The following is a 13,316-nucleotide window of genomic DNA, read 5'->3' as shown; positions in this document are numbered from 1 at the left end:
GGCTTGTTGAGTCAACCGCACTTCTTTAACCAAATACAGATGTTTAACGATTGACGACAGAGCTGCAAGCTGGAAAGTACCTGTAGGTGTCATCACCCTCAAAACGTAGTTGTAACTGAGGCTGGCTATCTCTTCACCTTTAGGTACTGGTTGTCCTGTTATGTCCGGTGATTGGTGGATAGCACTTTTAACCAATCTCGATACTAATCGCGTAAGCGAAGCAGACCGAAGGTATCGCCCCAACATCCCCAAATCATGACAACTCCCATCACCCAGTAGGGACACGACACAGCGCCGTGTCCTTAATCGTAGCTTATCGACGACAGCCTTCGGCGATCGCCCTTAACACCGCTAGCCGCACTTCAGGATGCGATTTTTCAAGGCCGTTAGCCCGAAAAATCCAGTGTCCGCCGCCCGCGTGCTCGATCGCAATCTTCTGTCCGTCAGGCAAAACGATTTGCCACCAATTCAACACAGTGGCTTTAATCAGTTGGCACTGAATCTGGGTCAATTGAGCCTCCATCAGCTTCAGTTGACGCATGATTGGGTTTTGGGCAGATGACTTCATTATTTTGTTCCTGAAATAAATTGGATAGTTTCTCGACTGGAATTTCTGTTTGCTTATTTTTCAGCTTATTTTCACTTGGAGAGCTTTTCGCTTTTACTTTACCTTCCGAACTTTTCGCCTTCACCTCCCTTTTACCACCTTTTGGCTCATTTTTTACTCCAAAACCTTTAGATTTAACTTTGGCTGGAGCAGAATTTGAAATCTGTTCCGCTGCGGGCTTCTTAAACTCCGCGTCCAATTGGTCTAAAATCTCCTCTTGTTCGGGAGTGTGTTCCGCCGGCTGCTCTACAATTCTGGGGTTGTATTCGTCAACCAGCCGCCCCAAAAATTCCGAAATTGACATTCCCGCAGCGGCTGCTTTTTTGGTCAACAGGGCGTAGGTGTCGGTTTTAATCCGAATTTGTTTTAACCTGAGGTTGGGATTGTTGTCAACTGTTTCGGCTATCGTTATTGCTGTAATCCTTTCTTTGGGGATGACATCCACAACTTCTTGCCACTTTTCCTGTAAAGCACAGTCGCCGTATTGATCTGTGACTGCGTGTTTGAACAAGGGGACAACTTGAGCGACGCAGCTAGGCAAAATCTCAAATCCGGCTTTTATTAAGCGCAGGCAAATTGCCGCAGATTTGATAATTTGCGTGCAATAAAAATACTGTCTGCCTAAGGCTTGTTCGCAGTAAATTTTGAAAGTTTTGAACTTGTCTTTGTACAAGCGCAGTTTTCGGATCGCGTCCAGCATGATCCCTTGTCGCACGTAGTCGAGGAATCCTCTTTTTATTTCGCCTGTCAGATACTCTAAATCGTGAAAGGGCGATTGATTCTGGATTTCTTCTTCAAAGTCTAGCAGCGGGCCTGCGAAGTGAAAGTTGGAGGCGATATCGCCTAGGTAGAAGTTGTCGGTAGATGTGGTCATGATCGGGAAGGGGTCGAGAAAGGGAACGATAGCACGGAAGTTGGGCGATCGCAAAGTGGAATTTTTGGTCGGGATTTTTGGTACAATTTTGAGTTGGGCTGTGTTGTAAGGTCGATCGACCTTTTACATCGCATCACCTCAAGGCGGCTATTCAAACTTGGACGTTTGGACTGTTCGGCCTGACCGACCGACTTGTGTTATGTCGCTTTTGTCTCATTATGAGATGTCGATTTAATTTTGTCAAGTATGACATCTCAATTTGAGATTTTATGTTACAATGTCATCAAGAAAAGAACGAAGACAGGAGGGCAATTCACCATTGGAAGCCCTAAGAATCAACAAAACAGACTTATCACAAGATGAGTTTGCTTTTAGATGCGGGATTCCGCGGGCCACATATCATAGATGGATATCTGGAGCCACAGAACCAAAATTTTCTCTCTTTCAGTTGAAAGCTATTTGCCGAGAACTAAAAATAGAAAAAATAGATGAACTTCCAGAGAGCTTTGGGCCGAATTAGCAATTAAATTAAACCAACAGATACAATTTTGAGTTGGGTTGTGCTTTCAGGCTTGCCGGCTGCTTGCTATGCCTTTATTCGTAGTTTAGTCAGGCTTCCTGTCTTTGTCAAGGGTAAACTACGAAACATTCTGCATAATGAATCAAGAAGTACGGGATTTATACGAAATGAGCCTTGCGGAAATTAGAGAATACAGGGGCTTTAGTCGCCGTGAGCTTAGCCTGCAACTGACGGGGAAAGTCTCTGAAGATACTTTGTATTCCATAGAAAAAAGAAAACAAAAACCCAGAGTTGATACTGCAATAGCCATTTGTACAGCCCTAAATATTAGCTTGAAACAGTTCTGTCACTCGATCGGGCTAGATGTGTCAGGACTTGTTGATGATTACGTGCCGCCGAGGGACAGCTAACCAACAGAGCGAAGTTTTGGTCGGGATTTTTGGTACAATTTTGAGTTGGGCTGTGTTGTAAGGTCGATCGACCTTTTACATGGCACCACCTCCTCGGAGTTCAGAGAAAGGGGCTTAAAGTATGCACTCAAACCCCAAAAATAGGCTCTTGTATGCCAGCACAATTGATAGACAGCACAAGCAAGGCGGTTATTAAAACCTGCACGTTTTGAACTTGAAGGCTCGCCGACCACCTTCTGCCATGTCCGTCACTTACAACTTTAGTTGGATAATTCTAATTTGTCAACTAAAGTTGTATAACTTTAGTTTAAATGAATCAAGATATAGACTATCTCAAACCAGAAACTATTCAAGAAGCTATCCAATTGGCTGAAGCTACGCAGGAACAACTAGCCCGAAACCTAGGAGTTTCTCTAAATACAGTGAATTCCTGGGTTAATTGTCGGAAAATGCCACGGGCGGATAATTTTTTCGCCCTATGCAGGGAGTTAAAGCTTTCGCCCAAAACCGTCGCTAGATTGCTACGCATCGATATCTCCAACATTCCTGACGATATCCCTTTGGTAAAATCGCCCTCACGATCGGACAACTAACAAGCACAGGGAAGTCATGGTCGGAATCTTTGGTACAATTTTGAGTTGGGCTGTGTTGTAGGTCGATCGACGATTGACATCGCATCACCTCCTCGGAGTTCAGGGAAAGGAGCTTGAGGTATGCACTCAAGCCCCAAAAATACTAAGGGTTATGCAGGTGCATAATTGATAGACACTACAAGTGAGGCGGTTATTCAAACCTGCATTTTGATCGAAGGAGGCTTGCCAGGCCGCCTTTGTTTTGCCTATCTACTAGCAGTTTAGTGCCAGATACCAACTTTGTCAAGCACTATTTTGCTAGCAATTAATTGCTATAGTTAATGGAAGCTGAAGACCGAGAAACGATAACCTTGAAAAACCTGAGAGAAAGTGCAAATTTGACCCAACCCGAACTTAGTCGTCGAATGGGGGTAGGAATTCGCATTATTGGTGATTGGGAACGAGGAGAAGCCATTCCTCGCTTCGATCGCGTCATTGCTCTGGCGCGGGAGCTAGGCGTACCTCTAAAAACACTTGCTAGATGTATGGGATTAGACGTAGCCAAAATTCCCGATGACCTACAAGCATTAAGTGTACTTCATCTTTCGACGGAGGTCAAGAAGCCAGAATCAGTGAAACAAGCTTCATGTATTAGGGAAGAAAATTCGCAAGAAAAGGAAAAGTCTCCATTAAGGCTTCTCAGAGAACAAGCTGGGCTAACCCGCCCTCAAGTCAAACAACATATCGGCGTTTCTGAGCGGATGCAAGCTGACTGGGAATCAGGAAAGTCTATGCCAACTGTTGAAAACGTGGCTGCACTGGCTAACCTATACCAAGTTTCTCTAAAAACTATGTTTGAGCTTTTAGGATTAGACGTAACTAAAATTCCCGATGACTTATCCAGTAGATCGCGAGGGCGATCGGACAAATAACGCGCAGGGGTTAATTCTTAGGTACGTAGTTGCGCTTCAGCGCTCTTTCCGATATCCCAAAAAGAGCGCTGAAGCGCAACTACGTACCTGGGAGCCCTTTGATCCCTTAATCGGTAATTTTCCCTCTCAGAGCCTTAATCTGCCCTCGCTTGGTTTTGCTGTCAAGACGCTTGCGCTGGGAACTACGAGTCGCTTTGCTGGGTTTGCGCCTTTTCGGGATGACGATCGCACTTTTGATCAATTCTTGCAGCCGCCTCAAAGCCTCCTCGCGGTTTTGTTCCTGGCTGCGGTGCTCCTGTGCTTTGATGATAATCACACCTTCGGAGGTGATTCGCCCATCGTTGAGTTGCAATAAACGCTCTTTGTAGCGATCGGGTAATGAAGAAGCTGGGATATCAAAGCGCAGGTGAATAGCACTCGCCACCTTATTTACATTTTGTCCGCCCGCGCCTTGGGAGCGAATGGCGCTAATCTCAATTTCGCGATCGGCAATAAATACTGTGTTGGAAATTTCTATCATGATTTATTGATAATTCTTAGCTGTCAGGATGAATTCGATGAGTTTTTTTCTATCCCATAACTCTACGTCGTTAGATTTGGCAAGTTTGCAAGCATTTTCTGTAAATCTGTTGTTGGTGATGACTCTGCCTTTATTTCCGTTGTAATGTCTGACGGCTCCTGCTACTTCTTGAACTGCTTTAATCCCAACTGGATTTTTGCTTCTTTTTGCTTGAACTACTGTTTTCGATCCGTCTTTGTACAAAATCAAATCTGCTCCATAATCTTGACTGTCTTGAGTTAAAGTGACGCTATAACCACAGTTTCTAAAATGGACAGCTAGAAATTTTTCAAACTCTTTGCCAGTCATTGCATCCACTTCGAGAATACCGCTGTCTGATAAAAGTTTTTTTGATTCTTCTTCTTTAATTGTATCAAATACCAATGCTGCAATATCACCGATAATGGCAGCGGCTCTTACTAGAAAAGGTTTCATAAAATTACACTTACTTTAAAGAGATATCTATAGTTTATAATACAAAGTGGCGAGTTGTTCGTATAGACGAGGTTGAAGACTATGACGAAATCGCATGATATCATTCGAGAACAAGACCGGAGATTGGGAGAATTAATGGCGATCCTCTTCGAGGGCTTCGCTAACGTCCGTCAGCGATTCCTGGATGCAGGCGGCGATCCCCGACACCCGCCATCAGGTTTAAAAGGCGATGATTACATGACAGACGCAGAAAGACAAAAAGCACTCACGATCGCCCGATCGCTCTTTAACGACGAATATATTAAAAGCTATCTCAAAAACAAACGTCAAAACAATTTGCAACCCCAGATTAATTAGTAAGGTGCGCCGAAACGCACCCTACAAAAACTAATTAATCAGCAGTACCAGTTTGCAGCGACTCTTTAGCAGCCTGAGTCCACTCTGAGTGGAAGAATTCACCGCGCGGTTTGTCGGTGCGCTCGTAGGTGTGAGCCCCGAAATAATCGCGCTGAGCTTGCGTCAGGTTTTGCGGGAGTCGATCGCGCCGATAGCTGTCGAAATAGTCCAGGGACGCGCTGAAGGCCGGTACAGCGATACCCAGCAGGCTAGCCGTAGATAACACTTCGCGCCAAGCTGATTGGCGATCGAGAATGCTCTGTTTAAACTCTGGCGCTAACAGCAAATTCGGCAGTGCGGGATCGTCCTTGAAAGCTTTTTTAATCTTGTCCAAAAATCCAGCCCGAATGATACAGCCGCCCTTCCAAATGCGGGAAATTTCGCTCAAACTCAAGTCATAATTATACGACTTTGAGGCCGCGCTCAACAGCGCCATACCTTGGGCGTAGGAGCAAATTTTCGAGCAGTAAAGAGCATCCCGAACTTTGTTCACAAACTCTTTAGGATCGCCTTCGTACTTGGTGGTAGGCCCCGTCAGTTGTTCCGAAGCTTTGACGCGCTCTGCTTTGTAAGAAGACATGATTCTGGCATTCACAGCAGCGATAATTGTGGGAATGCTCACGCCCAATTCCAAAGCACTCATTACAGTCCAGCGACCAGTACCTTTTTGACCGGCAGCATCCATAATTACCTCAACTAAGGGTTGCTTAGTTTCCGGGTCAATGTATTTGAAAATATTAGCCGTAATTTCAATCAAAAACGAGTTGAGTTCGTCAGTTGTATTCCATTCGGCAAAAACTTCCTGCAACTCCTGGCCGCTGAGTCCACCGACGTTTTTTAGCAAATCGTAGGCTTCAGCAATGAGCTGCATATCCCCGTACTCAATACCGTTGTGCACCATTTTCACATAGTGACCGGCACCGCCAGGGCCGATGAATGTGACGCAGGGGCCGTCATCTACTTGAGCCGCTATTTTGACGAGAATTGGCTCTAATTCCTTGTAGGCTGCCAGCGTGCCACCGGGCATCATGCTAGCGCCATTCAGTGCGCCTTCTTCGCCGCCGCTAATGCCCATGCCGACAAATCCCAGTCCGGCAGCTTCTAAATCTTTGGTGCGACGTTCGGTGTCATCGTAGAGGGAGTTGCCGCCGTCAATAATCATGTCATTGGGGTCTAGCATGGGTTTGAGCTGGTCAATTACCGCATCTACGGCTTTGCCAGCTTGTACCATGACTAAGATTCTTCGAGGACGTTCTAGAGCTTCGACGAATTCCGCCAGAGTCTTGGTGGCTACAATGTTTTTGCCCTGGGCCCGTTTTGCCATGAATTCGTCGGTTTTGGCTGCTGTGCGGTTGTATACCGCTACGGAGAAGCCTCTGCTTTCGACGTTGAGGGCTAGGTTTTCGCCCATAACTGCTAGACCGATTAAACCAAAATTTTGCTTTGCCATAAAAATACTCGGTAAGTGGGAAACTCAGAGTCTTTAGACCTGAGAGGGAATTTACTCTTTGTGGAACAGGCCGGAAAGCCTGTTAAGCGAGCATGATGCAAGATGTCAGTTTAAGTGTATTTTTATATTCAAAAAATTGATGTTTGGTGAATCACTAGGGTTTTTTTAAGATTTAAGCGATATTAGCGATATTAAAGAGAGCGGTGAGGGATAATGAGACGGATATTAATTCGATCGCAGTAACGATAGATACAGATAAGCGGACATTTTGAGGAAAATTTAGGAGACTGTTGTAATTATGGAAGATTTGCAGTATCTGGCAGCCTGGGTGAAGGAGCAACACGCTCGGGAGTATATTTTGACTTGGCTGCTGAGTCAACAGGGGCTGTGGTGGTCGGATGGAGAGATTTATCAGGCGGTTTTGCAAAAGTCGGGAAAGCTGTTGAAGGCTTACGTGCAAAAACGGCAGGCTGGAGAGTTGTTTGAGGGGATTTCTGAGAAGTTGGTGGGAGATGAGAATTGGGATGATTTGGTGATCAGTTTGGGGCGAATTGTTGCTGTTTATCAGGAGGAATTGGTGAAGTTGCAAGAGCGCGATATGCGGGGGGATGGGCTAAAAAAAAAGTCAATTAGCCAACCTGTAAGTGGAGATTCTTTGTCGGTGTTGGAGGTGCAGCAAGCTTTGCCCGATCCTTATGCGGATACGCTGACTGGGAGATAGTCAGTTGGCAGTTGGCAGTTGGCAGTTGGCAGTTGACAGTTGGTGATTAGTTATTGGTTATTGGTTATTCGTAGCAGGCAAAAAATAACAATAATATCGTTTCTGGTTGCATCGGAATAGTCAGTGCTGTCCCCGCTCGCTACCCCAATAGCGAGCGGGGACAGCACTACATAATTCGGATGTCACCCGATTTGATATACAAAATAACCAATAACTAATAACAAGCAACCAATAACCAATATCTAAATATAGCTGCTAGCTTGACGGGTAAACATTGAATGGTATATTTCGCCCAATTCTATCAATTCGTCGTGAGTTCCGATTTCGACTATTTTACCATTTTCCATCACGGCGATGCGATCGGCAATTTTGGCCAATCCCAACCTGTGGCTGATGACAATCGTGGTTTTCCCGGCGGCGATTTGGCGGAAGATGCTGTAAATTTCGTGTTCTGTCTTGGGGTCGAGGGCGGCGGTTGGTTCGTCAAAAATTAGGACTTCGGCTGTATCAAGCCGCATTAAGGCGCGGGCGATCGCAATTCTTTGCCACTGTCCCCCCGATAAGTCTATGCCGTCTTCTAATTGTTTCCCCAACGGTGTCTCTAAACCTGCGGAAAGACTATTGACTTTTGCGCTAATTCCTGCTTCGGAAATAGCTTCGTTAATTGCGGTGTCATCCGACAGTGAAAGCAAGTCGCCAAAACCGACGTTTTCGCGCACTGTGGAGGGGAAACGGGCGTAATCTTGCATGACAACGGCGATGCGCGATCGCACGTATGCTAGAGGGTACGATCGCAAATCTTTGCCATTCCAGGCGATCGTACCACTTGTCGGGTCGTACAGGCGACCGAGGAGTTTGCCAAGAGTCGTCTTACCCGCGCCATTTTCCCCGACAAGCACTAGCATTTCACCCGGATTAATGGTTAAGTCGATATTTGCGATCGTGCTTTTAGTGCTACCGGGATAGCAAAAAGATAAATCCTTAATCTCGATACCAATTTTATCTTTTGTGGCACGGGCATCTTGCCCGTGATCTGATACTTGATTTGTGGCACGGGCATCTTGCCCGTAATCTTCTAAACTAGGCAAGCGAGATGCCACATTCACCAGCGGAGACTGCAACTCGGGTTTGAGATCCAAAAGTTGAAAAATCGGACTGACGCCGAGGGAAATATCGTACAAATTAGTGTAATTACCAATCAGTAATTGCAAACTCGTCTCTACTTGGACAATCAAACCAGAATACAGCGCCAAATCTCCCAAAGTGTAGCGCCCTCCCAAAGCTCCCATCACCACATAAACAAATGGCAAGGCTACACCTATTCTACTAAATATCGACCACAAAAGTACAACAATCGCTCCTTTTTTTCGCACTTGCTGCATCTCGCTAAAAAACTGCAAATACTGACCATTCCAGCGTTTGAGCCAAAGTTCCTGCAACCCAAACAAACGCAATTCTTTAGCATATTCTTCCCCTGTCAATACCGTAGCGGATAAGTTCATCTCGCGAGTGATTTTAGCTTGCTTTTTTTGAACTCTCCAGATAAGTTTGAGATATTTTCTTTCAATGTGAATTGAGGGAAGTGATGACACCACCATCACCACAGGAACCCACCAAGCTATTGATGCAGCCAGGCCGATCGAGGGAATGAAGATACAAATTCCCGTGATTGTCATGCTGATGGTGAAGGCTAGTTGCTGTACTTGTTTAACTCCGGTTTTGGCAAGTTCTAATATGTTTAATAGTTCGGGGTTTTCAAACAGGGCGATATCGTCAAAATTGGCGACTTTTTCGAGGACTTGTCCTTCAACTCCGCCTTGCACGCGATCGCGCAAAGATGTTGCTGCAAAAGAACTCATGGTTTCGATTGAATCGCTGACTAACTTGAGAGTTAAGACTCCGACAATACTCCACAGCAAGATTGGGTGGGAAAGCATCAAAGCTAAAGGTTGTGCCGTTTGGGTTCGTGACAGCAACCGAGATACTTCATCAATGATTAGTTTATCTAAAACAAGCACGCCAGATGGGGCGGCACCGCGGATGATGTTGAGTATGATTAAATTGCGGAGTTCGATCGGTGCGGCTTTGATTATCAGGCTTAGGCTGCGCCGCAAAGCTTGGAATGTGGTGATTTGGATGGGTTGCATAGTTTGTGGGTAGGTGTCGGGTCTACTCATCCCCTCCCGTTATATTATAGATGATGAGTTGATTAATTGTCGTTGGCGAGCGCATAATTTCTCTTTTTTTTTCTCAATTTTCCCAGGTTGGTTGAAAATTTACGATCGCATTCATAGCTCGTTGTAAACTGGGGGAATTAGTCTGTGCTGACGCAACCTGCCAACTTTGATTGACAAACTGGATGAGTTGACCGTTGTAGTCTTTACCAATTTTTGCGGTACTATTACGATCGGGGACAATCCCCTCCCGCAGATTTCGCTTCCTTGACTTTTTAGCCAGAGTGATTAAAAGCTGTTTGGGATCGGAAATTCGATCCACATCGCCAGGAATTAAGTCTACTGAAATACCCAGAAATTCGGCAAATCCCTCCCGATGTGCAAGTAACCACGCTTCCACTTCTTTAACCGCAATCCGAAACAGCAGATTAGGATGTTTTGGTTGAGTTAGCCACTCGGAAAGAATTACTAGCGGACAGTCTGCATTATCCAAATCAGTTAATACTAAGTATGGCATTCCCTTCGCCGCATGATTTAATCCAGGAAGAATCTTTTTGATTTTGCCATATCCTCTCTGGTTCAAGCAATTTCCCACTGAAAATCGACGTTGAGACTGTTTAAGCATTTCTTTAAGAACTGCTTCACTCAGTACATCCTCAAACACTAAATTGATGGGAATATCCGTCATTTGAATAAACTGAGTTGTTCGATGGCGGGCGGTGCTGTGAGAGGAAGTGCAGCATCAGCTATACTTAAACCTCCTTCTAATAGCATTGTTATTTGTTCGTTACTAGAGGCAAGTTTTACTTGAGTTCCTTCAGCAGTCGGTGTCATTAGCAGCACCTCTTCGCCGCCAATGCCTTTGTCTGAGAGCAAATCGGCACTATGGGTACTGAGAATAACCTGTCGCTTTCTCGGACGCTGAAGGCGATAAATCAGAGACGGTAGATTGCTAACAATCGCCGAATTTAAGGAGAGTTCTGGTTCTTCTAGTAACAATAATGAATCAGTTTCTAACAGCGACCAAAGCAAACCAATTAACCGTAACGTTCCGTCAGAAAATTGGTCTTCCCGTTGTTTCCCCGCTCCGGGCCGCCAATGTTCGTAAACAGCTTCTAAATGCGGAACTCCCATCACATCTTTGGTATCTGTGAGGTTTTTCAATTGTGGTACAGCTAACTTTAAAGCATCTTCAATTTTTTTTAATCGTGATTTTCGGGTTTTTTCGGGAGTTTTAGCAACTCGCTCTAAAAAAGTTCTACCAAAAGGATCTTCGGAAAGTCCAGGAGTAGCAAAAGCTTCGGGATGACGAACTAACTGAGGAATTAAATGTAAATATAAAATCGATTCTAAAAATTTAGCAATTTCTCTAAATTCTGCATTAGCATTAATTTGCTCTAAATAAGTCTGGGTGAGACGTAGCTCATCGTTCTCATCTTCTTGAGTAGGGCGATCGATAATTTGCCGATCGCCCTTCCAAACTCGCTCGTAGGCAACAATCGGCTCATTTTTCCCACCTTTTTTCTGTTTAATTCCCAGCCCATACCTCCATAATGGCTGTTCGGAATTAGATTCTGAAAGGTGAATTTCTATTTCTACATCGGGATATCGACGTGCATAAAGACTGCGAATTTTTGAGACGCCGCCTCGATCGCTCACGGCTTTCTGCAATCCGCCTCCTGCTTTGGCCAGATCCCGCAAAAAGCGCAATGAATCGAGAAAGTTTGACTTACCACAGGCATTCGGGCCTACCAGAAAAACGCGATCGCGCAACTCAACATTCACTGACTGAAAATTGCGCCAATTTTGCAGAACTATATGGGAGATAATCATTATTTTAACCTAATCAAGAAATACTTAATCATAGAGTTAATTTTTACTAGCGTTTTAGTGAGAATCAGAATTGTCAGGATTGATTAGTGAGTAGCTGCTTTCAAAAAGATCCAGATAGGGTTTGTAACGATAAAGTCTGTTGCGTTGCCAACCTGTGACTTCATCAAGCAAAGCAATTTCTACAAATTTATCGACTATTTTCCTAGCTGTTGCGTAACTACATTGCAATTCGTTTTCTACTAAACGAATATTCACGATTGGGTGCTGGAAAAGTATATCTAGCAAGCGCAAACCATAACTGCTACTGGAAATTTGCTGACCGATAATTTCGCGGTGATTTTCGCGCATTTCCAGAATAGAACGGGCTGTAGTTGTTGCTGACTGGCTGACTTCAAAAATACCTTGAAGAAAAAACTTTAACCATCCTTCCCAATCTCCATGAGTGCGAATTGCCATCAGGCGATCGTAATACTCTATTCTGTGAAACTTTAGATAATGACTGAGGTATAGTAAAGGCTTTTGTAGGATTCCTTGCTGACAAAGCAGAAAAGTAATTAGCAATCGTCCAATCCGTCCATTTCCATCTAAAAATGGGTGTATTGTTTCAAATTGAGCGTGAGCTAATCCGCAATGAATCAGTACAGGTAAAGAATTGGTATCGTGCAAAAATCTCTCTAGGTTGTCGAGAGATTGGTGCATTTCTGCAACTGTTGGAGGTACATAGGCCGCAGTACCCAGGTTACAACCTTGAGGGCCAATCCAATTTTGACTTTTCCGAAATTCTCCCGGTGTGCGATCGCTTCCTCGCACGTCTTTGAGTAATTCTGTATGAATTTCTCGCAGCAAGCGCAGACAAAGTGGAAATTCTTGAAGCCGCTTTAAACCGTAGTTCATGGCGTTAACGTAGTTAACAACCTCTTGCACATCTTTAAAGCGTTCTTGACCTTTGACATCAATTTCATATTGAAGTACGTCCTCTAGGGTGCTTTGCGTTCCTTCAATTTGCGAACTAAGAACGGCTTCCTGACGGACGTACATCGCTACGAATAGGTCAGGGTTGGGCAAAATAGAGGTAGCACCGTCTAGTCTTCCTAAAGCCCGATCGGCATTGGAGAGCAAGCGATGAAGCTCTGCGTCCATTTTAATGGGCGGTTCGGGAGGGAGGGGCGCTGGAATGAAGGCGCTGTATCCTTCAGTTTGTTGGACGTATCGACCAGATCGCATCATTGGGTGACGGAGGGACAAAGGTTGAGGTCTTGTTATCTTATGTTATTCCAGTGAAATAAGACGGCGGTCGCGGAATCTTATTATAGCAAAAGTCTTTTTAGTATAATAAGATTGCCAGGACAGGCCAACTCGATCGCAATACGAGGATACAGCAGTGCTGTGTCCCTACGGATATGGTTGAGACAGGAGGACACAGCAGTGCTGTGTCCCTGCGGATATGGTTGAGAACCTTGCGTGACATACCCGGCACTCATTTTGTAAACAAATAGAGTGCAGGCTTCCTCTTTCAACGGGAGAGCCTCGACGCGAGCCATCTCTAAGCTGGTCTTATCCTCCCTCCGTAGGTTTTACTCACCTTTATTTTATGTGGTACTTACTAGCAAGATAATTACTTATCTTTTCCGGCAGACTCCCTGTGTCCCAAGGAGTAGAATTGTTGATTTTTTCACCCATCCATCAGCTCTTTTATGGCTTAGCGGGATATTGGGGCTACCAGTCAGAAACTGATAGGTGGTGTCTAGCCTTTATACAACGGAAAGTTCGCCCACCACGGCTACTCTTGTCATCTCCGGTTAGTTCGATCCTATCATGGATTCGCTATCGCTC

16 protein-coding genes are annotated in these 13,316 nt (G+C 44.9%); 6 read left to right on the top strand and 10 right to left on the bottom strand.

The window, feature by feature from the left end; translation table 11 throughout:
* From JGK14_RS12785 to JGK14_RS12775, 3 genes are all read right to left on the bottom strand, one after another.
* Positions 1–195: hypothetical protein (locus JGK14_RS12785; protein WP_325315142.1), on the bottom strand; the 195-nt coding region annotated here is incomplete at its 3' end.
* Between the two features lie 118 nt (positions 196–313).
* Complete coding sequence (locus JGK14_RS12780) at positions 314–511, bottom strand: hypothetical protein (protein ID WP_293176862.1); 198 nt, start codon at positions 509–511, stop codon at positions 314–316.
* Positions 483–1,481 carry a hypothetical protein gene (locus JGK14_RS12775; RefSeq protein ID WP_293176864.1) on the bottom strand — a complete coding sequence of 333 codons (999 nt, stop codon included), beginning with the start codon at positions 1,479–1,481 and terminating at the stop codon, positions 483–485. Before JGK14_RS12775 ends, JGK14_RS12780 begins: the two co-directional genes overlap by 29 nt.
* A 277-nt stretch (positions 1,482–1,758) precedes the next feature.
* Between JGK14_RS12775 and JGK14_RS12770 the strand changes: the two genes are divergently transcribed.
* From JGK14_RS12770 to JGK14_RS12755, 4 genes are all read left to right on the top strand, one after another.
* Positions 1,759–2,001 (top strand): helix-turn-helix domain-containing protein, encoded by a 243-nt coding sequence (locus tag JGK14_RS12770; RefSeq protein WP_293176868.1) that lies wholly within the window; start codon positions 1,759–1,761, stop codon positions 1,999–2,001.
* 137 nt (positions 2,002–2,138) lie between these two features.
* The gene (locus JGK14_RS12765) at positions 2,139–2,411 is read left to right on the top strand and encodes a helix-turn-helix domain-containing protein (protein WP_293176870.1); all 273 of its coding nucleotides are present in this window, start codon (positions 2,139–2,141) and stop codon (positions 2,409–2,411) included.
* A 311-nt stretch (positions 2,412–2,722) separates the two neighbouring features.
* Positions 2,723–3,004, top strand: coding sequence for a helix-turn-helix domain-containing protein (locus JGK14_RS12760; protein WP_293176872.1), 282 nt, complete (start codon positions 2,723–2,725; stop codon positions 3,002–3,004).
* A 320-nt stretch (positions 3,005–3,324) separates the two neighbouring features.
* Complete coding sequence (locus JGK14_RS12755; protein WP_293176874.1) at positions 3,325–3,915, top strand: helix-turn-helix transcriptional regulator; 591 nt, start codon at positions 3,325–3,327, stop codon at positions 3,913–3,915.
* A 106-nt stretch (positions 3,916–4,021) separates the two neighbouring features.
* Here the strand turns inward: JGK14_RS12755 and arfB are convergent, their stop codons facing one another.
* Positions 4,022–4,435, bottom strand: coding sequence for an alternative ribosome rescue aminoacyl-tRNA hydrolase ArfB (gene arfB, locus JGK14_RS12750; RefSeq protein ID WP_293176876.1), 414 nt, complete (start codon positions 4,433–4,435; stop codon positions 4,022–4,024).
* 3 nt (positions 4,436–4,438) lie between these two features.
* Entirely contained in the window at positions 4,439–4,909 is a 471-nt protein-coding gene (locus tag JGK14_RS12745; RefSeq protein ID WP_293176878.1) for a restriction endonuclease, read from the bottom strand.
* Positions 4,910–4,990: 81 nt separating this feature from the next.
* Between JGK14_RS12745 and JGK14_RS12740 the strand changes: the two genes are divergently transcribed.
* Positions 4,991–5,266, top strand: coding sequence for a hypothetical protein (locus JGK14_RS12740; RefSeq protein ID WP_293210957.1), 276 nt, complete (start codon positions 4,991–4,993; stop codon positions 5,264–5,266).
* A 34-nt stretch (positions 5,267–5,300) separates the two neighbouring features.
* Here JGK14_RS12740 and gnd read toward each other — a convergent pair whose 3' ends face one another.
* Complete coding sequence (gene gnd, locus JGK14_RS12735; protein WP_293176882.1) at positions 5,301–6,755, bottom strand: decarboxylating NADP(+)-dependent phosphogluconate dehydrogenase; 1,455 nt, start codon at positions 6,753–6,755, stop codon at positions 5,301–5,303.
* 298 nt (positions 6,756–7,053) lie between these two features.
* Here gnd and JGK14_RS12730 point away from each other — a divergent pair, with 298 nt between their 5' ends.
* On the top strand, positions 7,054–7,476 hold the full coding sequence (locus tag JGK14_RS12730) for a hypothetical protein (RefSeq protein WP_293176884.1): 423 nt from the start codon (positions 7,054–7,056) through the stop codon (positions 7,474–7,476).
* A gap of 242 nt (positions 7,477–7,718) precedes the next feature.
* Here the strand turns inward: JGK14_RS12730 and JGK14_RS12725 are convergent, their stop codons facing one another.
* The 4 genes from JGK14_RS12725 to JGK14_RS12710 all read right to left on the bottom strand — a co-directional run bounded on the left by JGK14_RS12725 (position 7,719) and on the right by JGK14_RS12710 (position 12,710).
* A complete protein-coding gene (locus JGK14_RS12725) occupies positions 7,719–9,623 on the bottom strand; it encodes an ABC transporter ATP-binding protein (RefSeq protein ID WP_293210955.1) in 1,905 nt (634 codons plus the stop codon).
* Between the two features lie 103 nt (positions 9,624–9,726).
* Positions 9,727–10,338, bottom strand: a complete 612-nt coding sequence (locus JGK14_RS12720) for a hypothetical protein (RefSeq protein WP_325315141.1) — start codon at positions 10,336–10,338, stop codon at positions 9,727–9,729.
* Entirely contained in the window at positions 10,335–11,483 is a 1,149-nt protein-coding gene (locus JGK14_RS12715) for an AAA family ATPase (RefSeq protein WP_293192077.1), read from the bottom strand. Before JGK14_RS12715 ends, JGK14_RS12720 begins: the two co-directional genes overlap by 4 nt.
* A 54-nt stretch (positions 11,484–11,537) precedes the next feature.
* A complete protein-coding gene (locus JGK14_RS12710) occupies positions 11,538–12,710 on the bottom strand; it encodes a Fic family protein (RefSeq protein WP_293176892.1) in 1,173 nt (390 codons plus the stop codon).
* Positions 12,711–13,316: the final 606 nt, after the last annotated feature.

Source organism: Microcoleus sp. PH2017_28_MFU_U_A (assembly GCF_020738035.1).
Lineage (GTDB): Bacteria > Cyanobacteriota > Cyanobacteriia > Cyanobacteriales > Microcoleaceae > Microcoleus.
The sequence above is the reverse complement of the archived record's forward strand: the minus strand, read 5'-3'. Positions and strand labels throughout refer to the sequence as shown.

What these genes read in the sequence shown, in the direction of transcription:
- JGK14_RS12740 (WP_293210957.1), top strand. Translation starts at nt 4,991, where the DNA reads ATGACGAAATCGCATGATATCATTCGAGAACAAGACCGGAGATTGGGA.
- JGK14_RS12725 (WP_293210955.1), bottom strand. Translation starts at nt 9,623, where the DNA reads ATGCAACCCATCCAAATCACCACATTCCAAGCTTTGCGGCGCAGCCTA.
- gnd (WP_293176882.1), bottom strand. Translation starts at nt 6,755, where the DNA reads ATGGCAAAGCAAAATTTTGGTTTAATCGGTCTAGCAGTTATGGGCGAA.
- JGK14_RS12775 (WP_293176864.1), bottom strand. Translation starts at nt 1,481, where the DNA reads ATGACCACATCTACCGACAACTTCTACCTAGGCGATATCGCCTCCAAC.
- JGK14_RS12730 (WP_293176884.1), top strand. Translation starts at nt 7,054, where the DNA reads ATGGAAGATTTGCAGTATCTGGCAGCCTGGGTGAAGGAGCAACACGCT.
- JGK14_RS12745 (WP_293176878.1), bottom strand. Translation starts at nt 4,909, where the DNA reads ATGAAACCTTTTCTAGTAAGAGCCGCTGCCATTATCGGTGATATTGCA.
- JGK14_RS12720 (WP_325315141.1), bottom strand. Translation starts at nt 10,338, where the DNA reads ATGACGGATATTCCCATCAATTTAGTGTTTGAGGATGTACTGAGTGAA.
- JGK14_RS12715 (WP_293192077.1), bottom strand. Translation starts at nt 11,483, where the DNA reads ATGATTATCTCCCATATAGTTCTGCAAAATTGGCGCAATTTTCAGTCA.
- JGK14_RS12760 (WP_293176872.1), top strand. Translation starts at nt 2,723, where the DNA reads ATGAATCAAGATATAGACTATCTCAAACCAGAAACTATTCAAGAAGCT.
- JGK14_RS12755 (WP_293176874.1), top strand. Translation starts at nt 3,325, where the DNA reads ATGGAAGCTGAAGACCGAGAAACGATAACCTTGAAAAACCTGAGAGAA.
- arfB (WP_293176876.1), bottom strand. Translation starts at nt 4,435, where the DNA reads ATGATAGAAATTTCCAACACAGTATTTATTGCCGATCGCGAAATTGAG.
- JGK14_RS12770 (WP_293176868.1), top strand. Translation starts at nt 1,759, where the DNA reads ATGTCATCAAGAAAAGAACGAAGACAGGAGGGCAATTCACCATTGGAA.
- JGK14_RS12710 (WP_293176892.1), bottom strand. Translation starts at nt 12,710, where the DNA reads ATGATGCGATCTGGTCGATACGTCCAACAAACTGAAGGATACAGCGCC.
- JGK14_RS12765 (WP_293176870.1), top strand. Translation starts at nt 2,139, where the DNA reads ATGAATCAAGAAGTACGGGATTTATACGAAATGAGCCTTGCGGAAATT.